The organism is Yoonia sp. BS5-3 (genome assembly GCF_038069655.2).
In the GTDB taxonomy this organism is placed as follows: Bacteria; Pseudomonadota; Alphaproteobacteria; order Rhodobacterales; family Rhodobacteraceae; genus Yoonia; species Yoonia phaeophyticola.
In genome coordinates, this window is the sequence record NZ_CP150951.2 from 3,351,578 (window position 1) to 3,378,533 (window position 26,956).

Here is a 26,956-nt window from a genome sequence, read left to right on the forward strand (position 1 = left end):
TCGCGAATCTGCTTACGCCTTTGTCAGGAATAGCATATTTTTCCACAGCATGCACATGTGCAAAAAGTGTTAACCGGCGAGCTCAGCACGATTAAGCGCACAATGTGACCACAAACCGTCCAAAGCGCCTACCAAAGCATCCATCTCTTTGGGGCCGTGAACCGGCGACGGGGTAAAGCGCAAACGCTCGGTTCCGCGTGGCACAGTGGGGAAATTGATGGGCTGCACGTAGATCCCAAACTCCGATAGCAGCATATCCGACAGCTTTTGGGTGTGGACCGGATCGCCAACGATCAGCGGCACGATATGGCTTCCGTGATCGATGATCGGCATGCCAAGACCCTTCAGCCGTAATTTCAGGATTTTGGCCTGCGTTTGGTGACGTTCGCGCAACGTTTGATCTTGCTTCAAATGTGCCACAGACGCAGCAGCCCCAGCAGCAACGGCTGGTGGCAGGCTTGTCGTAAAGATGAAACCCGGCGCGTAAGATCTTATTGCATCACACATTTTTGCAGATGCCGCGATATAGCCGCCCATAACGCCATAGGCCTTGGCCAATGTCCCGTTGATGATATCAATACGGCCCATCAGACCGTCACGTTCGGCAACGCCCCCGCCGCGCGGGCCGTACATGCCAACGGCGTGCACTTCATCAATATATGTCAGGGCACCGAATTCATCCGCCAGATCACAGATCGCTTCGACAGGCGCAAAATCGCCATCCATCGAATAAATCGATTCAAACGCAATGATCTTCGGCGCATCAGGATCATCAGCAGCCATCAGCTCGCGCAGATGGTCCAGATCATTATGGCGGAAAATGCGCTTTGCGCCGCCGTTGCGGCGCACACCTTCAATCATTGATGCGTGGTTCAGCTGATCGGAATAGATGATCAAACCAGGAAACAACCTTGGAAGCGTGCTCAGCGTTGCGTCATTGGCGATATAGGCCGATGTGAACAAAAGCGCTGCTTCCTTGCGGTGCAAATCAGCCAGCTCTGCCTCAAGCTGTTTATGATAAATAGTCGTCCCCGAGATATTACGGGTCCCGCCAGAGCCAGCACCAGTCGCATCAATCGCGTCATGCATCGCCTTTAGCACAACGGGATGCTGTCCCATGCCCAAATAATCGTTGCCGCACCAAACTGTAACAGGTGTATCCGTGCCATCGGGCTTGCGCCACGTCGCGTGTGGATATTGACCGCGCGTACGTTCGATATCGATGAAGGTGCGATAGCGCCCTTCTTCGTGCAACCGATCAATCGCGATGTCCAGTTTGGCGTTATAGTCCACGAATACGTCCTTCTCTTCGCGATCCAACGCTGCCTCCAACGACATACTTTGAATCGTTCTAATCCTCATATAGTGCAGCAACCTCTCGGGCAATACGCTACATTGTGTCGCTGCTTCGATAAGAGTTATCCCGCATAACACCGTGGCATGATTTGATTTGGATCAAGCTAATGGCATTTGCAAAAAATCGTTCTTTTACAAGGCATCCCGATCAGTCCTCATCTGCATGGGGGTCTTGGTACAGCGTCAGGCTTTCCAGAAAGGCGATCAGCTCTTGCTGGTGTTCTTTTGACAGCGCAGCATAGGCCTCTTGGCTCAGTTTCGCATCACCGCCATGCAACATCATCGCATCATGCAACGTCGTCGCACGCCCATCATGTAGCCAAGGCCCTGTTGCGCCCACCCCGGCCAAAGGTCTGGTCAGGAACATAGCGGCACCGATGCCAAGCGGATCAGCCGGATCAGCCATCGCGGCCCCAATATCATGGCGCCGAAAATCGGTGTACCATTGGGCAACAGCTTGCCCATCCGCGTTGCGCTGCAGCGCCCCCAGATGCACCTCGCCATCGGTTGTGGCGATCACGTTATTCGGTTGATCACCGGCCAGATCGAAACGAATTGCGGTCTGGGGGGCGAGCCCATGCTCAGCGGGCCAAGAGCCATCGGGAAAGCTGGCGTCATAAAATCCGGGCACAGTGCTGGGCTCAGAAAAGATTGGATCATTCAGCGTCATTTCAGGCGTATGGCAGGTTGCGCAACCGACCTGCACAAAATGCGCCTCGCCAGCAGTGATCCGTGCACGCGCGGCCGGGCTGAGATCAATCAGCCCCAAATCGGCCAATTCGACAGAGCTTACGGGCCGTTCCAGACCCGCCATATAAATTGTCAGGGCTGTCATGTCGCCAACGCTCAACTCATCGATGACACCGTCATAATCGCCATCCTGATCACCAACCAATTCGACGGCCTGTAAGCCAAGCTCATTATGGGCGGCGTTGCGCGTGAATTCGCGGATCGTAGCGTGATTGCCCTTCCATCCAAAGGCACGCACGACAAGATCCTCGTCGACACCTTTCAGCGCGGAATAATCAAAAGCAACCTCGCAGGGGGCCGCGGCGATACGGGTGACAAACAAGGTGCCGTAAGACACGCCTTTTGCAGACAGGCCAACCGCGGCAGAACCGTTCTGGCAGGCTTCGCTACGCGCAGCTTCCCGTTGGGCGAACAGCGCCTCACTGATTTCCTCGGCCAGACGCTGTGTGACGCCCAGTGCAAAAAGCGGCAGCGTATTGCGTTCCAGATACAGTGACGGATCACCGGTATGCGCAGGATCGACAACGACATTCAGCGCGATACCGCCCGCGCCATTGGCAAAGGGCGCATTGTGACAGGCAATACATGAAATAGCATTCGCCCCGCCTTCGCGCTGCGGATAATGATTTGCCCATTCAGTGGGCCCATCCAAATCGGCGCGCGGGAACCGGGTGAAAATGCGACCCTCGCCGATATTGGCGCCAACGCCCTGCTGCTGCGTGAATTGGGTTTCGGTCAGCGCGTCCCCGGCTTCAAATGCATCAAGAAACGCATCCAGCATCTGACCCTCTTGGACCAAGGCATTCAGATCCGCCTGATCAACGGGTTCCAGTAAATCTTCTGCCCATACTGGCATGGCAAATACCAATGACAGTGCGAATATCGGGGTCATCGTCTTAACAGATGTCATGATGTCGTCCTTCCATATGCGTGGCGCACTGTTACGGACAGGACAACGGGTTCCGGCGGCACATAAGCGCGGAAAACACCTATAAATGCGGGTGAATCAGGATAACGTGGCGTCAGTGGCGCAAACGGCTAGTCGGCGCGATCAGTCCCCCAAGCATACTTATTGGCGATAAATTGATCGGCCTGCTGTAGGAATAGATTGGGCGCATCCACAGCATCCAATGCACGCTGCGCGTCGTCATAGCTGGGCAATTCGGGGTGCTGCAGCGCCTCTTCGCGGGGGGCGCCAAGCGCGGCAAGCTCTTGAATGACCTGCTCGCGGTGAAGATAGGTTGCGACGACCTCGCCCACAGGATCCGCCAACGGTTTTGCACCAATTTCCTGCAAAACCTGACGCAGTTCATAATCCTTATGAGGCAAGCCTCTGGTGAAATCGTCCAACATGGCCACGCCCTCGGTCACAAGAAGCCGGTTGAGAAAAGCAAACTCTGCCATCACGGTCCGCTCAATGCGCATGAGCGGCTTGCCTTGGGTCATTTTCATCTGTGCATAGGCCAGCACAGTCTGAAAATAACGGCCATCTTCGGGCGGTGCGACCGCAGGCATATTCGGGTTCGTGATACCCAAGATCGCATCGCTTGGGCCGACACTGATATCGTAATTCACGGCGCTACGCCGCGATAGGGATTGATGCTTGTTGCGACGCAGAAACAAAAACAGCATCCAAACCAGAATGATACCGATGAAATAAAGCCCAATATACGTCAAAACCGGCGGAAAGACGGCATTGGTATAATTGTCAAGTAACTCTCTCACCCGGTCTTCGCTCATGGCCGTCCACTCCTATCATTCCCTGAACCCGAACAAGCTGCAAAATTTCACAAATTTCAAGCCTCCTTGAACCACGTGGCGGCTTGACGCTGGCGTCAATCCTGCCACGCTGTCGCAAAGTGCAAACGAAGGATTGCCCCAAATGTCCCTTACACCTGTCCTCACCCGGATCGACGCCGATTTATCCAAGGCCACGGATCGTCTTCTTGAATTGCTGCGAATTCCATCGATTTCAACAGATCCTACCTACCGGGATGACTGCCAGACTGCGGCCGATTGGCTGGTGGCCGATCTGCAATCCATCGGGTTTGAAGCCTCAAAACGCCAGACGCCCGGCCATCCAATGGTCGTCGCCCATAGCGGCGGCGAAGGCCCGGAAATCCTGTTTTATGGCCATTACGACGTCCAACCCGTTGATCCGCTTGAATTATGGGACCGCGACCCGTTTGATCCGCAAATCGAAGACACCGCAAACGGCAAAGTCATCCGGGGCCGCGGCTCATCCGACGACAAGGGGCAGTTGATGACCTTTGTTGAGGCCTGCCGAGCCTGGAAAGCCGAACATGGGTCCCTGCCCGCCAACATCACGATCTTTTTCGAAGGCGAAGAGGAATCAGGCTCCCCCTCCCTCACACCCTTCATGGAAGAAAACCGGGACGAACTCACCGCCGACATCGCCCTGATCTGTGACACCGGGCTTTACGGCGACAGCACGCCCGCGATCATCACGCAGCTGCGGGGATTGCTCGGCGAAGAACTCACCATCACCGGTCCCAACAAAGACCTGCATTCCGGCATGTACGGCGGCTTGGCCATGAATCCCGCGCGGGTGCTGGCAAAGGTCATCGCGGCCCTGCACGACGACGACGGACGGATCACCGTGCCGGGGTTCTACGACGGGGTGCCCGAGCTTTCCAACGAACTCGCCGCCGCTTGGGACGATCTAAAGTTTGACGAAAAACATTTCTTAGGCGAAGTCGGGCTTTCCGAGCCCGCAGGCGAACGCGGACGGCGCCCGCTGGAAATGATCTGGTCACGGCCCACCTGCGAAGTCAACGGCATATGGTCCGGCTACACCGGCGACGGTTTCAAAACCGTGCTACCGTCCGAGGCGCATGCCAAAATCAGCTTCCGGCTGGTCGGCACACAAGACCCGCTGAAAATCCGAGAGGCGTTCCGCAAAATGGTACAAGACATGTTGCCCGCCGATTGTACCGTCAGCTTCAGCGATCACGGGGCCAGCGCGGCCGGACAAATGACCACCACGCACCCGGCCTTCGACCAAGCACGCAAAGCACTGTCAGACGAATGGCCCAACGCAGCGGCCTATGTAGGCTGCGGCGGATCGATCCCCATCGCCGGGCACTTCAAAGACATTCTGGAAATGGACGCCATGCTGATCGGCTTTGGGAAAGACGACGACCAGATTCACTCGCCCAACGAAAAATATGACCTGTCGTCATTTCATAAAGGGATACGGTCATGGGCGCGGATACTGCATGAAATGACGTCATCCTAGACAGGGGGCGGGCCCCCAAGAAACAGGGTCAACGACGCAGCAATCGAGGCACGGTTCATGTTTTGGACCCCCGACGGATCATAACTTGGTTCGGTCGCGATAATGGCCGTGCCAGCCGTCAAAGACATAAGATGTAAAAGCAATACTTCAGGGTCGTCAGAGCTCCGCCAACCTTCAGCTTGTGCCAGTGCGATCTCATTTCGCTGAAGATCCGCGAATTTCTTAAGCCGGTCATTCAGATCCTCTGACCGATGCCGAAGAACCTCTGGGTTACGCAACACAAGATGAAACGCAGGGTTTTCTTGGGCCCATTCAATATAGGCCACGGCCATCTGAAACAGTCTTTCGCGTGCAAGCACCGCCGTTGCGGCCTGTTGCGCCTTTTGCACCAAAAGCGTCACGCCCTCGTCGGCAAGGGCACGTAATAGATCAATCTTTGTCGCGAAATGGCGCAAAGGCGCCGAATGACTTACCCCGATTTTGCGTGCCAATGCGCGTAGGGATAATGCTTCGACCCCCTCAGAACTCAAGACTTCCACAGCATGTTTCAGCAGTTCTCCGCGAAGATTGCCGTGATGATAACTATCGTCCTGCATGGTTTTCCTCAAATGTTGACATCGACTACATTGAACCCTAAGTGGGCAGTGACAACATTATCTATTGAAAGGAAACACCAATGACCAGCCCATCAATCCTCGATGTTACTCCTGCAAAGCCGGTCTTGATTGTTGGTGCCGGCCCTACAGGATTAACTGCCGCGCTCGAACTGGCGCGTCGGGACGTTCCGACCAAGATCATTGAACGGCGCGACGGCCCTTCGCCATTGTCACGCGCGGTTGGAATTATGCCCTGGGCGATGGATATTCTTGACCTATCAGGCGCTGGTGCATCGATCCGGAAGAAGGCTCAGCCGGTTCATCGGGTGGAAATCTGGAACGGCAGGCAAATCGCGACGCACCTCAATCTGGACGTCGACCCCGATCCGAACCAACGGCTCTTCTGTCTCCCGCAAAACGAGACCGAAGCAATCTTAGCGGCAAAGCTGGCGGAACACGGGGTGGCGGTTCAGTATGAAAACACGCTGGAAACCATGTCCGAAGACAGTTCCGACCGCGTCACGGCCCGTATCAATGGCGAGACAGAACAGTTTGCTTTTGTCCTCGGTGCTGATGGGGTCCGTTCGCGCGTACGTGATTATCTAGGGGAAGAAATGAAGGGTTACGATTTGCCCAGCAAGTGGTCCATCGCCGATATTGATGCCCATGACTGGACAGAGCCTGGGGTGTTTCGCGTTTACCTGAAGGATGATGGCAACGCGGCGTTCATTATTCCCATTGGGCCGACACGGTACCGGATTGTCGCTTCAGAACCAGATGCGATTGCTTCTTTGCCTGTCCCGATCAAGGTCGATCACATCCACCGTGAGGGGGATTTCACTATCGGGATACGGCAGGCGAATAGCTATGGTCGCGGTCGGGTCTGGATTGCTGGCGATGCGGCGCATACCCATTCGCCCGTGGGCGGGCGCGGCATGAACCTTGGCATTCAGGATGCAAACGAATGGGTGGACCGGTTGATGGCGGACCGGTTGGACAAGAAGTTCGATGAAGGCTATGGCCCGGCGCGTCATTTGCGCGGGCGTGACATCATCGCGTTCACCGAAAATGCGCGTCGACGGGCGATGGTGAAGGATGGATTTGCCAAACGTTTGGGTCTAAGCGCGCTCGGGACATTTGGTGGCTTTTTGCCCATCAATCGTATGATTGTCCGCCGTATGCTTCGCACCTAGCTGGCGAATAACAGATTGGACCTTCGCTTGTGCAGCACACCGGAACTTTCCTTGTTTCGGTGTTTCGCTGGTTGGCAAAGCGCGACCGGTACAGATTGTTCATGTCGGTTCGCAGTGATGCGCTATTTTTCATCGTCAGATAAATTTGGACCAAAATCGACGAAGAACCCCTTTACGAGAGCAAGCCTGCCGTTGCATCGGACATCCAAATCTGTCCACGTATTTTTTGCAGACATCAATGAGAAATGAAGTGGCGCGGTTGACGGGGCTCGAACCCGCGACCCCCGGCGTGACAGGCCGGTACTCTAACCAGCTGAGCTACAACCGCGCGTGAGGGGCGGGATAATATGCGCGTGCCGGGCCGTCAACGGCAAATCGGCAGTGATTTGGAACTTTCCTTCCGTTGCCAGGGAATTACCCAACAGCAACGCCCGCCACGTTTATCCGGTTGTGTGCGTCATCGTGTACATACAGCTTCTGTACGCGATATGTACGGGGTCTGTATTGAAAAAGTTGTGCGTTTGAAGACGGTTAACATCATTTCGATGTCAAAACTTGATATCGACGCTTTTTTTGGAAAATGGCGCGGTTGACGGGGCTCGAACCCGCGACCCCCGGCGTGACAGGCCGGTACTCTAACCAGCTGAGCTACAACCGCGCATCATAAGCGTTTCCGCTTCATGTCCGCTGCTTCTAGTTCTGCGATTTGACTGCGTCAAGCGGCATATTTGACAGAATGAAAAAATACAGAAGAAAGAACATCTGATCCCGCTTTTCGCGGCATTTGTAGCTACATTTTAAAGAAGGAGTGGTGGGTGATGAGAGACTCGAACTCCCGACATCTTCGGTGTAAACGAAGCGCTCTACCAACTGAGCTAATCACCCGGTCCGCGCGGTTTAGGACACATCGCGCAGGTATGCAAGCGTCAGGTTAGCTCAATTTGCACGCCATCTCTCAAATGGAACACATTGCCCTGTCCGCCCGGCAATTGGCCCAGCGTATCACGGCCCTGCCCCAGCAGGATGCTGCGCAACATTCTTGAGGTAATTCCATGGGTTACCAGAACAGAAGGCCCTTTCAGATCGCCCAGGAAATCGCGGCAGCGGGCCTCGAGCGCCGCAAATCCTTCGCCGCCTGGGGCATGCTCATACATGGCAATCGGGCCATCGGGGCCATCGCGCACCGGACCATCAACAGATAATTCGGATCGCAAACGCCCCTGCCATTCTCCCACGCCGATCTCGCGCAGACGATCATCTGTGGTGATACGATCCGCGATTCGCGTCAGCGCGATACCCGCAGTTTGAAACGCGCGCCCCTGTGGGCTGCACAGAAACTGAAAACCATCCAGATCAAGCCCTGCTAAAATCTCTCCCTGCCGGCGGGCATCCCCCTCGCCTTTGGCCGTCAGCGGCGAATTGAGCCCCCCTTGCATCCGGTTTTCCGCGTTCCACTCGGTCTCGCCGTGGCGCAGGATATACAGCTCGGGATAGCTCATTCGACAACTCCGATTAAATCGTTGACTTCATTGGAGAATGGTGGGTGATGAGAGACTCGAACTCCCGACATCTTCGGTGTAAACGAAGCGCTCTACCAACTGAGCTAATCACCCGGGTTCTATGCGATTTAACGCGCCCAACGCCCCGCTGCAAGCCCTAAGCTGAGGCCGATTTCATCGTACGCAGTTTCAACGTCAGAACCTTGGCGCCCGCCTCTAGATCCTTCGATTTGATCACGCGTAACTTGCCTAATGGCGGCAGGTTCACATCGTCGCCATTCGACAACGCCTCGGCTATCACAGCCAAAGCCGCCTCAACCGCAGGCTTGGCATCGCGTTTCTTCACATTGGTCCGAGCCACCACCTCATCGAGCAACTGAGGCTTCTTCATCGGCCCTGCTGGATCGGTTTCTGCTGTCTCAGTCATCGCGGCTCTCCTTGTGTTCTGATGTTCGAGCTACCTGAATTGCCGGCGCTTTGCCAGCGCACATGAAAAAGGCGCCCGGATTTCATACCGGACGCCTTAAATTCAAACCTGTTCAGGGATCAATGGGCGCGCGCACCCTCGCCTGCCGTACCAGCAGCCAAGGCCGCGGCTGCGGCTGCCTCTTCCGCCGCCTCGTCCCATTCGATGGGTTCCGGCTGGCTAACCAAGACCTGTTCCAACACTTCCGAGACATGTTTGACGGGGATGATCGTCAGCCCCTCTTTCACATTGTCCGGGATCTCGGGCAGATCCTTGGCGTTGTCCTGCGGGATGAACACCGTGGTGATCCCACCGCGCAGCGCGGCCAGCAGTTTTTCCTTCAGCCCGCCAATCGGCATGGCGTTACCACGCAACGACACTTCACCAGTCATCGCGATATCCTTGCGGATCGGAATGCCTGTCAGGACCGAAACGATAGATGTCACCATCGCCAAGCCAGCCGATGGACCATCCTTGGGCGTTGCCCCATCGGGGACGTGCACGTGGATGTCCAGCGTGTCGAACTTTGGCGGCTTCACCCCAATTTCAGGCGCGATCGAGCGCACATAGGAAGACGCCGCATCGATGGATTCCTTCATCACATCGCCCAGTTTCCCGGTGGTCTTCATCCGGCCCTTGCCCGGCAGGCGCAGCGCCTCGATGTTCAGCAGATCGCCGCCCACGCTGGTCCAGGCCAGCCCGGTGACAACACCCACCTGATCCTCTTCCTCGGCCAGACCAAAGCGGTGCTTTTCAACCCCTAAGAAGTCGTCCAGGTTTTCTGCAGTCACCTCAATGGCTTCGGCCTCTTTCTTGACGATCTTGGTCACTGCCTTACGGGCGACCTTCGCCAGCTCACGCTCCATATTCCGCACGCCCGCCTCGCGGGTGTAGACGCGGATCATGGCGGTCAAAGCATCGTCAGATACGCTGAATTCCTTCTCCTTCAAGCCATGGTTCTTCATGACCTTGGGCAGCAAGTGCTGGCGCGCAATCTCGCGCTTTTCGTCCTCAGTATAGCCAGAAAGGCTGATAATCTCCATCCGGTCCAGCAAGGGGCCCGGCATGTTGTAGCTGTTCGACGTGGTCAGGAACATCACGTTTGAGAGGTCATATTCGACCTCCAGATAGTGATCCACGAATGTGGCGTTCTGTTCGGGGTCCAGTACCTCCAACATGGCGGATGCGGGATCGCCCCGGAAATCCTGGCCCATCTTGTCGATCTCATCCAGCAGGATCAGCGGGTTCGTCGTTTTGGCCTTTTTCAAAGCCTGAATGATCTTACCGGGCATCGATCCGATATAGGTCCGGCGGTGCCCGCGAATTTCGCTTTCATCGCGCACGCCGCCAAGGCTAATGCGGATAAACTCGCGCCCCGTGGCCTTGGCCACCGATTTGCCCAGGCTGGTCTTACCCACGCCCGGAGGGCCAACAAGGCACATGATCGGGCCTTTCAGCTTTTTTGACCGCTGCTGCACCGCAAGATATTCGACGATGCGTTCTTTGACCTTTTCCAATCCATAGTGATCGGCATCCAAGATCGCCTCAGCGCGACCAAGGTCCTTTTTGGTGCGGGATTTGGTGCCCCAAGGGACAGACAAAATCCAGTCAAGGTAATTGCGCACAACAGTCGCCTCAGCGGACATCGGCGACATGTTCTTGAGCTTTTTCAGCTCGGCATCGACCTTTTCCTTAGCCTCTTTTGACAGCTTGGTTTCGGCAATCTTCGCCTCCAGCTCATCAACTTCGTTCTGACCTTCTTCGCCATCACCCAGTTCCTTCTGAATGGCTTTCATCTGCTCATTCAGGTAATATTCGCGTTGGGTCCGCTCCATCTGGGTTTTGACGCGGGTTTTGATCTTTTTTTCGACCTGTAGGACAGACATTTCGCCCTGCATCAAGCCGAACACTTTTTCTAGACGATCGGTGACAGAAAGCGTTTCAAGAAGCGCCTGTTTCTGGTCAACCTCGATCCCCAAATGCCCGGCGACCAGATCGGCCAATTTCTCAGGCTCTGCGGCGTCACCGACGGCGGCCATCGCCTCTTCGGGGATGTTCTTTTTGATTTTTGCATAACGCTCAAATTCAGCGGAGACATTGCGCACCAACGCCTCAACCTCGGCCGGATCGCCTGGTCGTTCGGTCAGATATTCAGCGGAAGCTTCAAAGAAATTGGCGTTTTCGACAAAACCAGTGATGCGCACACGACTGCGCCCCTCAACCAGCACTTTAACCGTGCCATCGGGCAGTTTCAGCAGCTGAAGCACATTTGCCAGCACGCCCGATTTATAGATACCGTCCTGATCCGGGTCATCCTCACCAGGATCTATTTGGCTGGATAGCAGGATTTGCTTGTCATCCTGCATCACCTCTTCCAACGCGTTGACGGACTTTTCCCGACCCACAAAAAGCGGCACGATCATATGTGGGAACACCACAATATCGCGCAGCGGCAGGACGGGGTAACTTGAACTCAATGGTTCTTGCATGCTCTTTTTTCCTTTTTTGGCAAGACGCGCCGGTCCCGCATTGGCGGCAACAAGATGCGTCCCCTTTGGAATGGGTATGTGGGTTCAGGCGTTAAGACTTTCAACCACAAATGACGTGTCTGGGACAAAGTGCCCGTCCCCGCGCACCGCTGCAAGCAGTCCAACACAAATTGTTTAACGTTTCTGCCCAATTCAGAAGGAGCGAGGCTGAAATTCAGCCAACCAACCGTCAACAAGCCATGTTTTCTGCCAATCAGTCATCAACAGCCTACGCCCACTTGCCTGGATCGAATCGCCAGGCCTGATTGTGACCGGCCCTACGTGACAATCGGCTCAATATCGCCAAGTGCACGCGTTTCGTGGAAGTTCTTTTCCCAAACGCCGAACGTACCCGCTGCAATCGCATCTCGCATACCCTGCATGATCTCTTGGAAATAATGCAGGTTGTGCCAGGTCAGCAGCATGCCGCTGATCATCTCATTTGCGCGGAATACGTGATGCAGATAGGCCCGTGAATAGTTCCGGCAGGCAGGGCATGTGCAGTCTTCGTCCAGCGGGCGCGGATCATCTGCATGCCGTGCGTTTTTGATGTTCACCACGCCCCTGCGGGTAAACACCTGCCCCGTCCGGCCTGACCGACTGGGCAGCACGCAATCCATCATATCAATCCCGCGCTTGACCGCGCCGACGATATCATCCGGCTTGCCCACGCCCATCAGATAGCGGGGCTTGTCCACAGGCAGCTGATCCGGGGCAAAGTCCAGCACGGAAAACATCGCCTCCTGCCCTTCGCCCACCGCCAGGCCGCCTACGGCATAGCCATCAAACTCGATCCCGCGCAGGGCCTCAGCGCTGCGGGCGCGCAGGTCTTCCTCCAAACCGCCCTGCTGAATGCCAAACAGGGCATGGCCGGGGCGATCGCCAAAGGCTTCGCGCGAGCGCTGCGCCCAACGCATGGACAGCTCCATACTGCACTCAATCCGGGCGCGATCGGCGGGCAAGGCCGGGCATTCGTCAAAACACATCACAATGTCCGAACCCAGAAGACGCTGGATTTCCATGGAGCGTTCCGGCGTCAGCGCATGTTTCGAACCGTCGATATGCGACTTGAAGGTCACCCCTTCTTCGGTCAGCTTGCGAAGCCCGGCCAGAGACATCACCTGAAAGCCGCCGCTATCGGTCAGAATGGGCTTGTTCCAGTTCATGAACTTATGCAGGCCGCCCAACCGGTCGATCCGTTCGGCCGTGGGGCGCAGCATCAAATGATAGGTATTGCCTAGCAGGATGTCCGCACCGGTCGCCGCAACGCTTTCAGGCATCATCGCCTTGACGGTCGCTGCAGTACCCACGGGCATAAAGGCCGGCGTCCGAATATCGCCGCGCGGCGTCGTGATCACGCCCGTGCGGGCTTTGCCGTCGGTGGCGTTCAGCGCAAATGAAAATCTTTGTGTCATACCCCCTCTTCCTAGATCACGGCAGGTTTGCCAAGAGCCATCGGAAATCTTGATTGTCTAACATCATCTCGCTATGCATGATTCTGCAACTTTATGCAGGATTTTGCATGGACCTCAACAATCCCGATACACGACAGCGCATTCTTGGAATGCGGTTGCAAGATGGTGCGCAGCTTGTCGCGTCACAGATTGCCGATGAATTTGGCGTGTCGCTGGACACCGTGCGCCGCGACATTTTGGCGTTAGAAGCCTCGGGGATGGCGACCCGGATACGCGGCGGTGCAGTGCCGATTGCCACGCCTGCAAAGGCGCTTCACCGCAGACTTTCAAAAAAGACGACGGTCGCAACGGCCCTTATCACGGCAGCTATCAAGATCATTGGTGATGCCAAGACAGTGCTGGTTGACGGCGGCACAACAACACTTGCGCTGATACCGCAGCTGCCGCGCGTTGATGGCAGATTGGTTATCACCCCCTCCCCTTGGGTCGCAATCGCGTGTCAGGAGGCGAATATCGACGTGTTTCTGCTTGGCGGTACGCTGAGCCCGCGTGGGGGCATCACAACAGGAAATGACACGATCCTGCAGGCCGAACGGATTGCAGCAGATATTGCCGTGCTTGGGGCCTGCGGGATCGATCCCGATTGGGGGCTGAGCGCTGACGATTATGCAGAAGCGCAAATGAAGCAGGCGATGCATGCCGCCGCCGCCCAGACCATTATTGTGACGGAAGGGAAAAAAATCGGCAAACGTGCCCGCCATCAAACTTTGCCGCTGCAGGATATTGCGGTCATCATCACCGACGCCCCTAAAGATCAAACTGCCGCCCTGTCAGAGGCCGGCGCCGCGGTCGTCACCGTTTAACCTTTCACACATACGAGCCCGCAAATGACTGATTATGCCGCAACAGCCCCCGCCCGCCTGGCCACCCGGCTTGCCTTTTTCACGGGCGGTTTCGCGTCAGGATGCTGCGCGCCGCTTTTCCCCTTTATCAAAGCCCAAATCGGAGCCGATGAAGGTGCGTTTGGATTGGTTCTGCTTTGCCTGGGCCTTGGTTCGATTGTCGCGATGCCCATCACCGGGATCGTCGCCGCGCGCAAAGGCGCAAGGGCAATGATATTGCTAGGCGGCTTGGGTTTGGTGATCTGTCTGCCGCTTTTGACGATCATGACCGGCCCAATCGGCGCAGGCACCCTGCTGTTTTTGTTCGGTGCATCCTTGGGCACAATTGATGTTGCCATGAATATACATGGGGCAGAGGTGCAGGAACGCGAAGGACGCCCGTTGATGTCGAATTTCCATGCGCAATTCAGCATTGGCGGTTTTTGCGGGGCGGGGCTGACCACACTATTGCTTTCGATGAATGTATCGCCAGCAGCGGCAGCGGCCATCGGCGGGTTAATCGGGCTGGCCACTATGCTGGGTGCACGTCCGCGTCTTTTGCCGGTCAGTGGCGTAGAACCGGTTGCTTTCGTCCGGCCACGCGGAATTGTGCTGCTGCTGGCCGCGCTGGCGGCGATTACGTTTTTGGTCGAGGGCGCAATCCTGGACTGGGGGGCCTTGTTGGTCGTTGACCGTCAATTGATCGCCGTTGAGAATGCAGGCATCGGGTATATCCTCTTCTCAATCGCCATGGTGCTGGCCCGATTGACCGGTGATCAAACCGTCGGGATCATGGGCGAATTCAAGGTCTTGATCATTGGCAGCGTGACCGCGATTGCGGGTCTTGCAGCCGTGCTTGTATTTACCACGCCCATATTTGCCTTTGGCGGTTTCATTCTGATTGGTCTTGGGGCTGCGAACCTTGTCCCGATCGTCTTCAGCGCAGCTGGCCGCCAAAAGATCATGCCGCCCAGCCTTGCTGTCGCATCGGTGACGACCACCGGCTATGCGGGTATTCTGCTTGGTCCTGCGCTTGTCGGATTTGTCGCCGACACGACCAGTCTGACCGCAGCTTTCTGGCTCTTGGCGGTGCTTTTTGCCATCATCCCTCTTACCGCGCGGTTCGTGATCCGCGCATGAGCCTTGCGCCCTTTACGGCCTGCCCGCCAAACCCTATATGAACTCTCAGGAATTCAGGAACGGATGCCATGACAGATAGCGATACACAAATCGAAGGGGTGCCTTTGATTGCGCCCTCCTCTACAGACCATCCGCTCTATGAGGATATCGTGCAGGCCTGCAGATCGGTTTATGATCCGGAAATCCCCGTAAATATCTATGACCTTGGTCTGATCTATACCATTGATGTCAAAGAAGATAATGCCGTGAATATTATCATGACACTCACCGCGCCCGGCTGCCCGGTTGCCGGGGAAATGCCCGGCTGGGTGGCTGACGCGGTCGAACCTTTGCCCGGGGTCAAACAGGTCGATGTGGAAATGACCTTCGAACCCCAATGGGGTATGGAGATGATGTCAGACGAAGCCCGGCTTGAGCTGGGCTTTATGTAAAACCGTCATAAAGTCGAAATTTTTCCGTTACAATTCAGCGTCATCCCAGCTCTGTTAACATCTATGGAGCACGCTATGACGCGCATTTCTCTCACCCTTTTGGCCGCTTTCGCAGGCAGCACGGCCATTGCTGATACGGCCCTCACCTATGGCCCCCGCCCCGCCTACCTGATCAGTCAGATGGCCGACAGCCCCTTGAAAACGCAACTGGAATCATGCGCAGCCCAGACGCCCACGCGGTCCGATTTCTCTATCGGTCACCGCGGTGCCCCGCTGCTATTCCCTGAACATACCGTCGAATCCAACGTCGCTGCGGCCCAGATGGGTGCAGGCATCCTCGAATGTGACGTGACCTTTACAAGCGACCATGAACTTGTCTGCCGTCACGCCCAGAATGACCTGCACACAACGACGAACATCGTGGTCACCGATCTGGCCGATCAATGTACGACGCCGTTTTCAGCCGCCTCGGGCGATACAGAGGCCAGCGCCGAATGCCGCACATCTGATCTGACTTTGGCCGAGTTCCAAACGCTGTCGCCCAAGATGGACGCGTCGAACAGTGCGGCCACGACGGCTGAGGAATATTTAGGCGGAACAGCCACTTGGCGCACCGATCTCTATGTGAACAACGCCACGTTGATGACCCATGCGGAGTCGATCGAGCTGTTCCGCGATCTGGGCGCAAAGTTCACGCCTGAGCTGAAGTCACCCTCTGTCGAGATGCCCCATGATGGCTTTAGTCAAGAGGATTACGCCCAGAAATTGGTGGACGAATACAAAGCCGCTGGCGTGCCTGCATCAGATGTCTGGCTGCAGTCTTTCAACTTGGAAGATGTCCTTTACTGGGTTGAAAACGAACCGGAATTCGGTGCGCAGGCGGTCTACCTTATGGATGAGTACAACATCGAAGGGTACTCACCGCTTGATCCGGCCACATGGCCGAACACCATGGAAGAGCTGAAAGCCATGGGCATCAATTTCATCGCGCCGCCGCTATGGATGCTGATCACGCTCGAAGACGGCGAAATGGTGCCATCGGCCCTGGCTGTTGCCGCGAAAGAGGCCGATCTTGAGATCATCACCTGGACGCTGGAACGCTCTGGCCCGCTCGCCTCGGGCGGCGGTTGGTACTACCAGACCGTGACCGAAGTCGTTGATACGGATGGCGACTATTTCGAAGTGCTGGACGTATTGGCCCAGGATGTGGGCGTTGTCGGTGTCTTCTCTGACTGGCCTGCGACCACGACCTATTACGCCAATTGCATGGGTCTTTAATCACTTCGCCGTGGGCGGTCCCTTGCCGGGCCGCCCCGGTATGCTTATCTTTCCGAACAAAGGAGAACGCTCATGTTCGGTATTCCCGGCAAGCAGGCCGTCACGATCACAGATAAAGCCGCAGCACAGATCGCAAAACTGATGTCCAAGGACGGGCATGAAGGGCTGCGGATTGGCGTCAAGAAAGGCGGCTGCGCGGGGATGGAATATACCATGGACTACGTCGATGAGGTCGACCCTCATGACGAAGTGGTCGAACATCAGGGCGCCCGGGTGATGATTGCCCCTATGGCGCAAATGTTCCTTTTTGGCACCGAAATCGACTATGAGGTCAGCCTGCTTGAGGCTGGCTTCAAGTTCCGCAACCCCAATGTGGTTGATGCCTGCGGCTGCGGCGAGTCGATCAAGTTCGATGAGAACATCGCAAAATAATGGCGCTTGGCGATGGGGATATCGCCTTTGCCGTCGATCTGTTTTCCGACCTTGGATCTGTGACAATCCGTAAAATGTTTGGCGGTATTTGCCTTTATCAAGGTGGCACTGTCTTCGCACTTATGAGCAGCGAAGGTCGGCTATATCTGAAATCGACAGGCGACCTCGCCTTGGAAATGGCAGGGGATGGCGCAGAGCAGTTCCACAACATGCCTTATTGGTCGATGCCCGACGCGGCATTGGATGATCCAAGCGAGGCCTGCCGTCTCGCGCGCCAGACACTCGCCTTGTTGTCTTAGCGAGGCGACTCAAACATCACGTCGGTTCGCAAGACAAATTTCTCGCCAGATGTGATCTGGTCGCCTCTGTGGGACAGCGGGTGATGGAAGAAAAGCGCTTTGCCGGTCCGTGGAGCGATGGTGAAGTCCCAAAAGACATGTGGCGATAGAACATCCGCAAAGCTGGTGCCTCCACCTTCACACGCCTCATTGAGATAAATCATCATCGTAAACTGACTGATGCTGCCATCAGGATGCGTAAAGATGCCGTCTTGATGCCAATCGAAGAAATGCCCAGGGCGATAACGGTAGACACGGAACCGTTCATTCAGGCGGACGGCCCGCTGGCCCTTGAAGGGCGACACAAAATGACATCCGGCCCTATGCCAAAGACTGTTCGCAAGCGCGCGATCATCGAAGATCACGCGGTCATTATTGCGAATGTCTTGCACGACATCGCTACCACGTTCGGTGCTAATTGTGGCCACCGCAAAACCATCTGAGTGGGCCCGACTGATGACATCACGGCAAAACGCGTGGCTTACAAAGTTTGGCACCTCGAACACGAGATGGCCCAAATCGGGGGGAATAGACATCTGCTATCTCCATATAGGTTGTCCAAAAGGAAGGTTGCGCCGATCTTGAGAAGATCAGCGGTGGCACCCTCTTAGAAAAGCGCTGTGGCATCTGCGCCCGCTATGGAAAATTTGCAAAAGCATGCGCTTCGATACACCAAACAACATGTCCTTTTCAACCGTACATCCGGCGCCAATAACATGCTGTCGACGCCACTTGAGTGACAGCAGGGCCAGCTTTGGTCTGTAGGGCGAACCTGTTCAGCAACGCCCCTAGGAATTCGCGCAGCAGCTTGCTACCACTTCGCAAAGCATTCACAGACAGGAGCTCGCATGCCCCGTAAACTCGCCGCTGGAAACTGGAAAATGAACGGGCTGCGCGCCAGTTTGATCGAGCTGAAACATCTCGAGGATAAACATGGCGATGCGGATGTTGATATCCTGATTTGCCCCCCCGCGACACTGATCGGCGCGTGCGAAGATACGCCCTTTGATATTGGCGGTCAGGATTGCCACATGGGCGAATCCGGCGCGCATACAGGCGATCTGAGTGCTGAAATGCTTGCCGACGCGGGCGCTAGTTATGTTTTGACAGGGCATTCCGAACGGCGCACAGATCATCATGAAACCGACGAGATGATCGCAGCGAAATCGCAGGCCAGTTATGACGCCGGGTTGATTGCCGTCATTTGCATTGGCGAGACTTTGGCCGAACGCGAGGCCGAAACGACACTGGCGGTGATAGACCGTCAGCTTGCGGGATCGGTTCCTGACGGTGCAGATCACGAAAACACCGTGATTGCTTATGAACCCGTATGGGCGATTGGGACCGGCAAAGTGCCCACAACCGCCCAGATCGCAGAGGTTCACGCCCATATCCGTTCTCGCCTGACGGCACGCTTTGCCGATGGTGCACATATGCGCATTTTGTACGGTGGCTCGGTCAAAGGAAGCAATGCCGCCGAAATTTTCAGTGTCGCCAATGTGGATGGCGCCTTGGTGGGTGGTGCCAGTTTGAAGGCCGCCGACTTCTCACCCATCATTACGGCATTAGAAAATGCCTGATAATGCAGAGCGACCGCGGGCTCAAATTTCTAGAAATTTGAGCCCGCGCCGAGGTTAGTTCACGATGATCTCAGGCCCCATGAAATAGGTCGGTAAGAACGTCGAGATCGCCGGGATATAAGTGATCATAATCAAGAAGATGAACAGCACAGCCAAGAACGGCAGTGCAGCCCGGACAACCGCCATCATGGGCATCTGTGCGACACCTGATGTAACGAACAGATTCAACCCAACTGGCGGCGTAATCATCCCAATTTCCATATTCACGACCATGATAATCCCGAGGTGAATGGGGTCGATACCCAGCTCAATCGCGATCGGGAACACCAGTGGTGCAACGATCACGATCAGCCCTGATGGCTCCATGAACTGGCCACCGATCAGCAAGATCACGTTGACGATAATCAAGAAGGTCACCGGCCCCAGGCCCGCGTCCAGCATCGCGCCCGCGATATGCTGCGGGATTTGCTCATCCGTCAGCACGTGCTTCAACAAAAGCGCATTGGCAATAATGAACATCAGCGTGATGGTCAATTTGCCGCCTTCGAACAGCGTTTCACGGGTATCTTTGTGAAAGAATGCCGTGATCAATGCCCATGGTTTCTGCAGCAGGCTTGCTTTTTGCGGCACTGCCGCCGCTGACAGGCTGACGGCCTCACCCTGGAACACACTGCCTTCACTGTCGCGCGCAGCCAGTGGCCCCATGTCACGGTAAACAAAGGTCGCGACGACAAAGGCGTAGACAGCGGCAACGGCGGCGGCCTCGGTTGGTGTAAACGCGCCCTTTTTCCAGAAAAGCGAAAAGCCATCGGCAAATGACACCCAAGGGTGACCATAGATACCGCCCATGATGATCAGGATCAGCAAAAGCCCCCAGACCGCATCGCGGAAGCTGGCGAAGACTTCGCCCCAGCCCTGCCATTGTCCTTTTGGCATATTCTTGATCCGGGCGATCACATAGATCGTCACCATTAGCAAAAAGCCCGCCAAAAGTCCTGGGATCACACCAGCAAGGAACATCCGGCCCACAGAGACATCTGTTGCAGACGCATAGACGACCATCACAATTGATGGCGGGATCAAGATGCCCAGCGTGCCTGCGTTACAGATCACACCGGCCGCAAATTCCTTTGTGTATCCAACCTGTCGCATCGCCGCGATCACGATTGTGCCGATGGCGACCACTGTTGCGGGCGATGACCCGGACAAGGCCGCGAACATCATACAAGCAAAGACACCAGCGATGGCCAGACCGCCCTGCAAATGGCCCACGCACGCAATCGAAAAACGAATGATCCGCTTGGCCACACCGCCGGTCGACATGAACGAGGACGCCAAAACGAAGAACGGGATCGCGAGCAACGTGTAGTGCCCGGCCATCGCCAGATAGAGCGATTGGGCCACCGCAGCCAGCGACGTATCTGAAAACGCCAACTGAAAGATGATTGAGCTTACCCCAAGCGATACAGCAATCGGAACGCCCAGCAAAAGCAGGCCAACGATCATGAGAAAAAGAAGAGCAACTTCCATCAGATCAAGCCTCTTTGCTAAGGGTTTGTGCGGCTTCTTCGACCGCATCTTCGGCTTCGTGGCTGACGATCAGGCTATCGGCCTCATCCGTCCAAACGCGCCACACCGCTTGGCACACGCGAAAGAGAATGAGCACGGCAGCAATCGGTAGAATTGTGTAGGGGACCATCCGCGGCATCTTGTCGTAACGCTCGCCGTAATTGATCCAGTCTTCAAGAAAACGCATCCAATCCAGCATCGGGATCTGGTCTGTTTCAAAGAAGCTGCGGCCCCGCGCCCCAGTATCAAAACCGGTCGGGAACCATTTCCCTGTCGTTGGCGGCAGATCGGCAAACGGCGCCCATTGATCCCACGCGCCTTTCAACAGCATCACAGCGTAGAAAATCGTAACAGCGCCAGCAATTAACGCGACAACTTTGCGTGGTTTCGGGGCAAGAAGGTTTGTGATCGCATCAACGCCCAAATGCGCAGTCACCTTAAAGCAATACGACACCCCAAAAAGAACAAGCCAGGCAAAAAGGACCAGCACGACCTCGAGGCTCCAGATAATCGAGCTGTTAAAGCCGTAGCGCAGAACGACATTTGCAAAGGTCAGTAGGGTCATCAGCCCTAGCAACACCGCAATCGCATTTTCTTCGAAACCGTGCACGGCACGGCCAACCGGCCCCTTGGGCGCGTATTTGCTGCTCATTATTCCCCTCCCCCGGGACGGCAAGCAAGGACGGCCCGCAAGAACGGGCCGCCATTGTCAGTTCAGCAACTTAAAGCGAGTCGTTAATCGCCTGCGCCGCGTCGATGTTTTCCTGACCAACATCATCGGCGAACTGATCCCAAACCGGTTTCATGGCTTCGACCCACACCGCACGTTGTTCGGCTGTCAGCTCGCGGACGATACCGCCTGCATCCAGGATCGCCTGACGGTTTTCCGCGTTCACACGGGTGGATTCACCGTTCCGCGTCTGGGTAACTTCGTCGAGGATTGTCAGGAATTGATCGCGTACTTCTGGCTCAAGGCTATCCAGCCAATCAACCGACGCAACAACCAGGTAATCGATAATGCCGTGATTGGTTTCTGTGATACCGTCCTGAACTTCAAAGAACTTCTGACCGTAGATGTTAGACCAGGTGTTTTCCTGACCATCAACAACACCTGTTTGCAGCGCACCATACACCTCGGAGAAGGCCATCGGCTGAGGTGAGGCGCCCAGGGCTTCCATTTGCGCAACCAGCACGTCGGACGGCTGTACCCGGAACTTCAGGCCATCCGCATCAATCGGCGCTTCGAGCGGTACATTCGCACTGATCTGCTTCATCCCGTTATGCCAGAACTGTAGACCCTGCAGCCCGCGGCGCTGCATCGCGTCTTTCATCGCCTGGCCTGCCTCGGATGCCTGGAATGCATCAACGGCTTCAATGTTCTCAAACATGAATGGCAGATCGAACAAGCGGTAAGCTTTTGTGATGGATTCAAACAAGGACAGCGAAGGCGCGGCCAGCTGCACGTCACCGCGTAGCATTGCTTCGATCACCTGCTCATCTGTATAGAGTGTCGAGTTTGGAAACACTTCCATACACATCGCGCCGTTCATCTCGGCGTTCACACGCTCGGCCAGCAATGTTGCCGCGATCCCTTTGGGGTGGCGGTCAGTGTTGGTCACATGGCTAAACTTTACGACGATCTCACCGTCATCACATCCGGTTACGCCTTCGGCTTGTGCAGATGTTGCCAAAACAGAGATAGCAGCCGCTGCGGCTGCTGCTTTCAAAAAGGTCATGATATCCTCCCAAGGAATTCTTCCCACTCGATATAGAGCGGCGCTTTAACAAAACGCCGGAGCACTACCTGCCGCAAGAAAATTACGCACTGGATGGATCGGGCCCTCAAAATAGCTGAAAAATATACCTAATTTCTTATGAATGACCTGAAACGCAATCGGCACATGTGCGGAAAACCACACACATCATGGCCGCGTCATGCGAAATTCGGCACAGTTGATCGTGACTTACCCGCCCCAATAGGGCGCATTGTCATAGCCGCATGTCGTCAGGCAGAAGGCCTGCGAAAATCCTCGGCACGCAGGCCATGTTTCGCCAGTTTGTCGTAAAAAGTCTTTCGCGGCAGCTGCAATTCACGCGCTACATCTGTCGCCCGCCCTTGCTGGCGTTGCAACGCCGAGACGATCAATGACCGCTCAATCTGGGCCATTTGCGCGGCGAGCCCAAGCCCTTCACCCGCATCCATATCGCTTAGCCCCATGGCAAACCGCATCGCGACATTCATTAAGGCCCGGGCGTTGCCAGGCCAATCCTGCGCCATCAATCTGGCCGTCAATTCAGGTGTGACCGGCGGCGGCGTAAGATTGGCCTGTTCGCTGGCCTGAGCCACATAATGCCGAAACAAAACGGGTATATCTTCGGGCCGTTGACGCAAAGACGGGATGCGGACCGCCATCATATCAAGCCGATAGTATAGTTCGGCATGAAAACTGCCCGTGTCCATTGCCGCCTGCATATCGCGGGTTGATGCACCCAGTACACACGGCCCCTGCCCCGCATCAAGCTGATCAAGCAGCTGAAGCTGGACGGCCGCATCAAGCCCGGTGATCTCATCCAGATACAAGGTGCCGCCCGATGCGGCCTCAAACGCCTCGGCCAGCCCCGCCCCCGTTAAGGATGACGCCGCCCGTTTAACAAAAGGATGCGCGGCGCGGCGCGACAATAGATGGATGACCTCGGCAACTTTTGATGTTCCGCATCCTGGCTCACCCGTGATCAGGACCTCAGTGCCTGCCTTTGCCGCAGCGCGCGCCTGATCGCGCAACCCTTCTGCCAAGGCAGAACTGCCAAACAGCATCCGCGACGCCGCATCCCCGCTGGTAAGCGCAGCCTTCAAACGCCGATTTTCCAAAACGAGCGCCCGGGCTTTCAACGCCCTTTTGATCACAGTGACAAAGTCTTGCGGCGCGCAAGGCTTTTCAAGAAAATCATAAGCCCCTGCCGACATCGCGCGCACAGCCATCGGGATATCCGCCTCGCCCGTCAGCAGGATCACAGGCAGCTCTGCATCCACCTCGCGGACATAGTCCAGCAGATGGAAACCATCCCGGCCGGGCATCCGGATGTCTGAGACGACAACCCCATCAAATGTTGGGGTCAAAAGGTCTTTCGCCGCAACAAAGGATCCTGCCAAAGCGGGTATCAAATCGGCCAGTTCAAGCGTCTGCCCTAACGCCTCGCGGATGTCCCGATCATCATCGACCAACAAAACGGTAGAGGTCATGCTGCAGCCTCTTGCTGGATGGAATCAAGTTCAACAGTAAAAACAGCCCCGCCTTCGGGGTGATTGCGTCCACGAATAGCGCCGCCAAAACTTTGCACCAAGCCGTAGGACAAGGACAGCCCCAACCCCATGCCTTCGGCGGCCCCAATCGCTTTGGTCGTATAAAATGGATCAAATATCTTTTCAGGTTCGGCAATACCAGGGCCGGTGTCCCGTACCGACACCGTCGTGCGCCCAGCTTGGACCGATAGCGCGATGGTCAGGGTCTTGGGGTGGCTTTCTTCCATCGCATCCATCGCATTTGTGACAAGGTTCAGGATTACCTGCTGCAAGCGGACCTCGCCGCCGCGCACAATGACAGCTGCGTCGGGGCGTTGCCAGAGCAATTCAACGCCGTCTTGCTGCGCGCGCGGGGCAACAATTTCAAGTACCGCATCGATCACCGCGACCAGTTCAACATTTGTTGGCGGCTCATCCTCTTGGCGGGCAAAAGCGCGCAGATTGCGAATGATCCGCCCCATACGGCGGGCCAATTCAGAGATGCGGCCCAGATTTTGCGCTGCAATGTCAGGCTTTTCGCGGTCCAGAAACCCTTGTGCGTTTTCTGCAAAAGACTGGATCGCCGTCAGCGGTTGATTCAACTCATGTGAAATCCCCGCCGACATTTGACCAAGCGCCGAAAGTTTTCCCGCCTGCACCAAATCATCCTGCGCCTTTTGCAATCGTAGTTCGGCCGCCGCACGCTCGGCCACTTCGCGGCGTAGGTTTTCATTAAGCTTTTCGAGCGCGGCCGTCCGATCAGCGACCCGTCCTTCGAGTTTTAGGTTAAGCGCGGCAAGTGTTCTACGCCGCTGGGTCGTGATCAGCAAGAGCATCCCAAACACCAGACAAACCGCAGCGACAACGGCAGCTTGCAGCGTCGCCAATTGACGGGCGGGTGCAACATCGACAAGCACTTCGCCCACCATATTAATCACGGGCAAAGGCGCGGTCAGATGCAGCGCGCGTTCCGGCAAATATGGCCCGCCATCCAATGTCCAAATCTGATATCTGCCAATTTGCCGTTCGGAATATGCTGTGAACGGGGCGAAATTGACCTGCGGCGCGCTCTGACGCGGATCGGGGCCGTCAGTACGATACCGAAACGCTAGCTCTGATCTGTTCGACAAAAACACGACGCCCGACGCGTCCGTAAAAAATACCGCAGGCGAAGCGCCCCGCCATGAGGCCTCAACCTCATCCACATCGGTGTAAATGAGCAGAGCACCAATCACAGGACCATCTGCCGAAAAAACCGGTGCCGCAAAAACAAAGGCCCGCTGCCCGGGCGTTGTACTATAAAGATGCGAAAGCCCCAGCGCCCCATCCATCGCACGCTCAAAATAGGCGCGCCCTTGATGATCGACCGGACGCGCGTCTTGCGTCGCAACAACGGCCCGGCCTGCGCCATCGACCAGCAAAATATCCAATGCACCTGACTTATCAGCAATTTCCTGCAGAACCGGGCGCAAACTGTCGGGTGTGCCCGCGCCTGACATCACCGGGCGCACCTGCGGGTGATCTGCTGTCAACACGGCCAATTCACGAAACCTGCGCAGCTCGCCCGTCAGACTGTCTGACGCGAGCGCCAAGTCGGATCGGGCGCGCTGTTCAAGCGGGCCCAAAGCCGCCACGTATCCATACCACCAGACCCCCGCAGCAAAGACCGTCACAGCGGCCAAAAAAGCGGCAATCATAAAGATGCGTGGTCTCAAAAAACGGCTCATTCCAACAGCATATCCAGCACGGCTTGCATTGGCTAGCGCAGTACGCCAAAGCTGCCGATATGCAAAAGTTTGACCAATCACCGACCGACCCCGCCTTTGTGCAAAACCCGTATCCATTCTATGATCAGGCGCGTCAGAGCGGTGATTTTTTCTGGTGGTCTGACTATAATATGGCCTGCGCCGTCAGTCACAAAGCCGTGCAAGCGGTTCTGCGTGACAGGCGCATGGGCCGTGAATGCCCCCCCGAACTGGCACCCGATATCCCGCCCGCGCTACGTCCATTTTACGAGATCGAAGCCCATTCAATGCTTGAGCTTGAGCCACCCCGGCACACGCGCCTGCGCGGTCTGGTCCTGCGGGCCTTTACCAGCCGGACCATTGCCGCCCTCGCACCGGATTTGACGCAAATCTGCAACGCGCTGGTCGATGCATTCCCGACCGAGCCGTTTGACCTGCTGACAGTCTATGCCCAACCGGTGCCCGTGATTATCATTTCCCGACTTCTCGGCGTGCCCGAAGAGCGCGCAGATGATCTTCTACGCTGGTCCAATGCGATGGTCGCGATGTACCAGGCCCGCCGCACCCCGCAAATCGAGGCGGATGCGATCGCTGCCACCAATGACTTTACCGCCTTCATGCGCGGCTATATCGACAAGCGCCGCAAAAGCCCGAGCGATGATCTGATCTCAACCTTGATTGCCGCTGAACAAGATGGTGAAAAGCTGACCGAAGATGAGCTGATCACCACATGTATTTTGCTGCTGAACGCCGGGCATGAAGCAACTGTTCATACCCTGGGCAATGGCATCAAGGCCCTGCTGGAAAATGGGTCACCCGACATCACCGATACCTGTGTTGAAGAAATCATCCGCTATGATCCCCCGCTGCACATGTTCACCCGCTGGGTTTATGAAGATGTCACGATCGGGGATCAGTCCTTTCAGCGTGGTGATCAGATCGGCTGTCTTCTAGGGGCGGCAAACCGGGACCCCGCCGCCTATGATCACCCAAATCAGTTTGATCCCAGCCGCAAGGGTGCCCAAAATACCAGTTTTGGCGGGGGTATTCATTTTTGCGTCGGTGCCCCACTGGCCCGTCTGGAGATTCGGATAGCTTTACAAATACTCTTCGCAAGGCACCCAAATCTGCGTTTGGCCGAAGACCCCAGCTATGGCGATGTTTACCATTTTCATGGGCTAGAGCGATTGATGGTCTGCACCCATTAACGACGTCATACA

The 26,956-nt window shown here is 56.0% G+C and carries 24 protein-coding genes and 4 tRNA genes; 10 read left to right on the forward strand and 18 right to left on the reverse strand.

All coding sequences use genetic code 11. The features are described 5' to 3' along the window. Positions 1–69: 69 nt before the first annotated feature. The 3 genes from hemA to AABB29_RS16935 all read right to left on the reverse strand — a co-directional run bounded on the left by hemA (position 70) and on the right by AABB29_RS16935 (position 3,846). Entirely contained in the window at positions 70–1,293 is a 1,224-nt protein-coding gene (gene hemA, locus AABB29_RS16925; protein WP_341369061.1) for a 5-aminolevulinate synthase, read from the reverse strand. A gap of 211 nt (positions 1,294–1,504) precedes the next feature. Further along, the gene (locus AABB29_RS16930) at positions 1,505–3,016 is read right to left on the reverse strand and encodes a di-heme oxidoredictase family protein (protein ID WP_373636641.1); all 1,512 of its coding nucleotides are present in this window, start codon (positions 3,014–3,016) and stop codon (positions 1,505–1,507) included. A 128-nt stretch (positions 3,017–3,144) separates the two neighbouring features. Then, a complete protein-coding gene (locus AABB29_RS16935) occupies positions 3,145–3,846 on the reverse strand; it encodes a hypothetical protein (protein ID WP_341365794.1) in 702 nt (233 codons plus the stop codon). 142 nt (positions 3,847–3,988) lie between these two features. Between AABB29_RS16935 and AABB29_RS16940 the strand changes: the two genes are divergently transcribed. Beyond that, on the forward strand, positions 3,989–5,365 hold the full coding sequence (locus tag AABB29_RS16940; RefSeq protein WP_341365793.1) for a dipeptidase: 1,377 nt from the start codon (positions 3,989–3,991) through the stop codon (positions 5,363–5,365). On the opposite strand, the gene AABB29_RS16945 is transcribed toward AABB29_RS16940, so the two are convergent. Continuing rightward, positions 5,362–5,961 (reverse strand): TetR/AcrR family transcriptional regulator, encoded by a 600-nt coding sequence (locus AABB29_RS16945; protein ID WP_373636642.1) that lies wholly within the window; start codon positions 5,959–5,961, stop codon positions 5,362–5,364. The genes AABB29_RS16940 and AABB29_RS16945 overlap by 4 nt on opposite strands. Before the next feature lie 80 nt (positions 5,962–6,041). Between AABB29_RS16945 and AABB29_RS16950 the strand changes: the two genes are divergently transcribed. Then, complete coding sequence (locus AABB29_RS16950; protein WP_341365792.1) at positions 6,042–7,154, forward strand: FAD-dependent monooxygenase; 1,113 nt, start codon at positions 6,042–6,044, stop codon at positions 7,152–7,154. Between the two features lie 251 nt (positions 7,155–7,405). Here AABB29_RS16950 and AABB29_RS16955 read toward each other — a convergent pair. From AABB29_RS16955 to tgt, 8 genes are all read right to left on the reverse strand, one after another. Then, positions 7,406–7,482: transfer RNA gene (locus tag AABB29_RS16955), tRNA-Asp, on the reverse strand. Between the two features lie 253 nt (positions 7,483–7,735). Further along, positions 7,736–7,812 (reverse strand) — tRNA-Asp (locus AABB29_RS16960). Between the two features lie 151 nt (positions 7,813–7,963). Beyond that, positions 7,964–8,039, reverse strand: a tRNA-Val gene (locus AABB29_RS16965). Positions 8,040–8,080: 41 nt separating this feature from the next. After that, complete coding sequence (locus AABB29_RS16970; RefSeq protein WP_341365790.1) at positions 8,081–8,653, reverse strand: histidine phosphatase family protein; 573 nt, start codon at positions 8,651–8,653, stop codon at positions 8,081–8,083. 38 nt (positions 8,654–8,691) lie between these two features. After that, positions 8,692–8,767 (reverse strand) — tRNA-Val (locus tag AABB29_RS16975). A gap of 43 nt (positions 8,768–8,810) precedes the next feature. After that, positions 8,811–9,080, reverse strand: a complete 270-nt coding sequence (locus tag AABB29_RS16980; RefSeq protein ID WP_341365789.1) for an HU family DNA-binding protein — start codon at positions 9,078–9,080, stop codon at positions 8,811–8,813. A 119-nt stretch (positions 9,081–9,199) separates the two neighbouring features. Continuing rightward, positions 9,200–11,608: an endopeptidase La gene (lon, locus tag AABB29_RS16985; RefSeq protein WP_341365788.1), complete on the reverse strand. Its 2,409-nt coding sequence runs from the start codon at positions 11,606–11,608 to the stop codon at positions 9,200–9,202. Positions 11,609–11,925: 317 nt separating this feature from the next. After that, positions 11,926–13,062: a tRNA guanosine(34) transglycosylase Tgt gene (tgt, locus tag AABB29_RS16990; protein WP_341365787.1), complete on the reverse strand. Its 1,137-nt coding sequence runs from the start codon at positions 13,060–13,062 to the stop codon at positions 11,926–11,928. A 107-nt stretch (positions 13,063–13,169) separates the two neighbouring features. Between tgt and AABB29_RS16995 the strand changes: the two genes are divergently transcribed. The 6 genes from AABB29_RS16995 (at position 13,170) to AABB29_RS17020 (ending at position 17,523) form a co-directional block, all read left to right on the forward strand. Further along, a complete protein-coding gene (locus AABB29_RS16995; RefSeq protein WP_341365786.1) occupies positions 13,170–13,925 on the forward strand; it encodes a DeoR/GlpR family DNA-binding transcription regulator in 756 nt (251 codons plus the stop codon). A 24-nt stretch (positions 13,926–13,949) separates the two neighbouring features. Further along, positions 13,950–15,083, forward strand: coding sequence for an MFS transporter (locus AABB29_RS17000; RefSeq protein ID WP_341365785.1), 1,134 nt, complete (start codon positions 13,950–13,952; stop codon positions 15,081–15,083). 68 nt (positions 15,084–15,151) lie between these two features. Further along, complete coding sequence (locus AABB29_RS17005) at positions 15,152–15,514, forward strand: SUF system Fe-S cluster assembly protein (RefSeq protein ID WP_341365784.1); 363 nt, start codon at positions 15,152–15,154, stop codon at positions 15,512–15,514. A 75-nt stretch (positions 15,515–15,589) separates the two neighbouring features. Continuing rightward, positions 15,590–16,792 (forward strand): glycerophosphodiester phosphodiesterase family protein, encoded by a 1,203-nt coding sequence (locus AABB29_RS17010; RefSeq protein WP_341365783.1) that lies wholly within the window; start codon positions 15,590–15,592, stop codon positions 16,790–16,792. Positions 16,793–16,864: 72 nt separating this feature from the next. After that, positions 16,865–17,224 (forward strand): iron-sulfur cluster assembly accessory protein, encoded by a 360-nt coding sequence (locus AABB29_RS17015; RefSeq protein ID WP_341365782.1) that lies wholly within the window; start codon positions 16,865–16,867, stop codon positions 17,222–17,224. Continuing rightward, positions 17,224–17,523 carry a TfoX/Sxy family protein gene (locus AABB29_RS17020; protein ID WP_341365781.1) on the forward strand — a complete coding sequence of 100 codons (300 nt, stop codon included), beginning with the start codon at positions 17,224–17,226 and terminating at the stop codon, positions 17,521–17,523. The genes AABB29_RS17015 and AABB29_RS17020 overlap by 1 nt, the downstream gene beginning before the upstream one ends. On the opposite strand, the gene AABB29_RS17025 is transcribed toward AABB29_RS17020, so the two are convergent. Continuing rightward, positions 17,520–18,098 carry a 2OG-Fe(II) oxygenase gene (locus AABB29_RS17025; protein ID WP_341365780.1) on the reverse strand — a complete coding sequence of 193 codons (579 nt, stop codon included), beginning with the start codon at positions 18,096–18,098 and terminating at the stop codon, positions 17,520–17,522. The genes AABB29_RS17020 and AABB29_RS17025 overlap by 4 nt on opposite strands. A gap of 312 nt (positions 18,099–18,410) precedes the next feature. On the opposite strand from AABB29_RS17025, the gene tpiA reads away from it, so the two are divergent. Beyond that, positions 18,411–19,142 (forward strand): triose-phosphate isomerase, encoded by a 732-nt coding sequence (gene tpiA / locus AABB29_RS17030; protein ID WP_341365779.1) that lies wholly within the window; start codon positions 18,411–18,413, stop codon positions 19,140–19,142. Between the two features lie 54 nt (positions 19,143–19,196). Here the strand turns inward: tpiA and AABB29_RS17035 are convergent, their stop codons facing one another. The 5 genes from AABB29_RS17035 to AABB29_RS17055 form a co-directional block, all read right to left on the reverse strand. Further along, entirely contained in the window at positions 19,197–20,672 is a 1,476-nt protein-coding gene (locus AABB29_RS17035) for a TRAP transporter large permease (protein WP_341365778.1), read from the reverse strand. A 4-nt stretch (positions 20,673–20,676) separates the two neighbouring features. Continuing rightward, positions 20,677–21,363, reverse strand: a complete 687-nt coding sequence (locus AABB29_RS17040; RefSeq protein WP_341365777.1) for a TRAP transporter small permease — start codon at positions 21,361–21,363, stop codon at positions 20,677–20,679. Between the two features lie 70 nt (positions 21,364–21,433). Beyond that, positions 21,434–22,447: a DctP family TRAP transporter solute-binding subunit gene (locus AABB29_RS17045; protein ID WP_341365776.1), complete on the reverse strand. Its 1,014-nt coding sequence runs from the start codon at positions 22,445–22,447 to the stop codon at positions 21,434–21,436. Between the two features lie 269 nt (positions 22,448–22,716). Beyond that, positions 22,717–23,952 (reverse strand): sigma-54 dependent transcriptional regulator, encoded by a 1,236-nt coding sequence (locus AABB29_RS17050; protein WP_341365775.1) that lies wholly within the window; start codon positions 23,950–23,952, stop codon positions 22,717–22,719. Next, positions 23,949–25,706, reverse strand: coding sequence for an ATP-binding protein (locus AABB29_RS17055; protein ID WP_341365774.1), 1,758 nt, complete (start codon positions 25,704–25,706; stop codon positions 23,949–23,951). The genes AABB29_RS17050 and AABB29_RS17055 overlap by 4 nt, the downstream gene beginning before the upstream one ends. 71 nt (positions 25,707–25,777) lie before the next feature. Between AABB29_RS17055 and AABB29_RS17060 the strand changes: the two genes are divergently transcribed. Beyond that, positions 25,778–26,944, forward strand: coding sequence for a cytochrome P450 (locus AABB29_RS17060; RefSeq protein ID WP_373636643.1), 1,167 nt, complete (start codon positions 25,778–25,780; stop codon positions 26,942–26,944). The last annotated feature ends 12 nt before the right edge of the window (positions 26,945–26,956 follow it).

Bases quoted from the DNA above. Each gene is read 5' to 3' on its own strand.
- lon (WP_341365788.1), bottom strand. From the start codon at position 11,608: ATGCAAGAACCATTGAGTTCAAGTTACCCCGTCCTGCCGCTGCGCGAT.
- AABB29_RS17020 (WP_341365781.1), top strand. From the start codon at position 17,224: ATGGCGCTTGGCGATGGGGATATCGCCTTTGCCGTCGATCTGTTTTCC.
- AABB29_RS16945 (WP_373636642.1), bottom strand. From the start codon at position 5,961: ATGCAGGACGATAGTTATCATCACGGCAATCTTCGCGGAGAACTGCTG.
- AABB29_RS16980 (WP_341365789.1), bottom strand. From the start codon at position 9,080: ATGACTGAGACAGCAGAAACCGATCCAGCAGGGCCGATGAAGAAGCCT.
- AABB29_RS16995 (WP_341365786.1), top strand. From the start codon at position 13,170: ATGGACCTCAACAATCCCGATACACGACAGCGCATTCTTGGAATGCGG.
- tgt (WP_341365787.1), bottom strand. From the start codon at position 13,062: ATGACACAAAGATTTTCATTTGCGCTGAACGCCACCGACGGCAAAGCC.
- AABB29_RS16970 (WP_341365790.1), bottom strand. From the start codon at position 8,653: ATGAGCTATCCCGAGCTGTATATCCTGCGCCACGGCGAGACCGAGTGG.
- AABB29_RS17000 (WP_341365785.1), top strand. From the start codon at position 13,950: ATGACTGATTATGCCGCAACAGCCCCCGCCCGCCTGGCCACCCGGCTT.
- AABB29_RS17015 (WP_341365782.1), top strand. From the start codon at position 16,865: ATGTTCGGTATTCCCGGCAAGCAGGCCGTCACGATCACAGATAAAGCC.
- AABB29_RS17040 (WP_341365777.1), bottom strand. From the start codon at position 21,363: ATGAGCAGCAAATACGCGCCCAAGGGGCCGGTTGGCCGTGCCGTGCAC.
- tpiA (WP_341365779.1), top strand. From the start codon at position 18,411: ATGCCCCGTAAACTCGCCGCTGGAAACTGGAAAATGAACGGGCTGCGC.
- AABB29_RS17005 (WP_341365784.1), top strand. From the start codon at position 15,152: ATGACAGATAGCGATACACAAATCGAAGGGGTGCCTTTGATTGCGCCC.
- AABB29_RS16950 (WP_341365792.1), top strand. From the start codon at position 6,042: ATGACCAGCCCATCAATCCTCGATGTTACTCCTGCAAAGCCGGTCTTG.
- AABB29_RS17035 (WP_341365778.1), bottom strand. From the start codon at position 20,672: ATGGAAGTTGCTCTTCTTTTTCTCATGATCGTTGGCCTGCTTTTGCTG.
- AABB29_RS17010 (WP_341365783.1), top strand. From the start codon at position 15,590: ATGACGCGCATTTCTCTCACCCTTTTGGCCGCTTTCGCAGGCAGCACG.
- AABB29_RS16940 (WP_341365793.1), top strand. From the start codon at position 3,989: ATGTCCCTTACACCTGTCCTCACCCGGATCGACGCCGATTTATCCAAG.
- AABB29_RS17050 (WP_341365775.1), bottom strand. From the start codon at position 23,952: ATGACCTCTACCGTTTTGTTGGTCGATGATGATCGGGACATCCGCGAG.
- AABB29_RS16930 (WP_373636641.1), bottom strand. From the start codon at position 3,016: ATGACATCTGTTAAGACGATGACCCCGATATTCGCACTGTCATTGGTA.
- AABB29_RS17060 (WP_373636643.1), top strand. From the start codon at position 25,778: ATGCAAAAGTTTGACCAATCACCGACCGACCCCGCCTTTGTGCAAAAC.
- AABB29_RS17045 (WP_341365776.1), bottom strand. From the start codon at position 22,447: ATGACCTTTTTGAAAGCAGCAGCCGCAGCGGCTGCTATCTCTGTTTTG.
- AABB29_RS17025 (WP_341365780.1), bottom strand. From the start codon at position 18,098: ATGTCTATTCCCCCCGATTTGGGCCATCTCGTGTTCGAGGTGCCAAAC.
- AABB29_RS16935 (WP_341365794.1), bottom strand. From the start codon at position 3,846: ATGAGCGAAGACCGGGTGAGAGAGTTACTTGACAATTATACCAATGCC.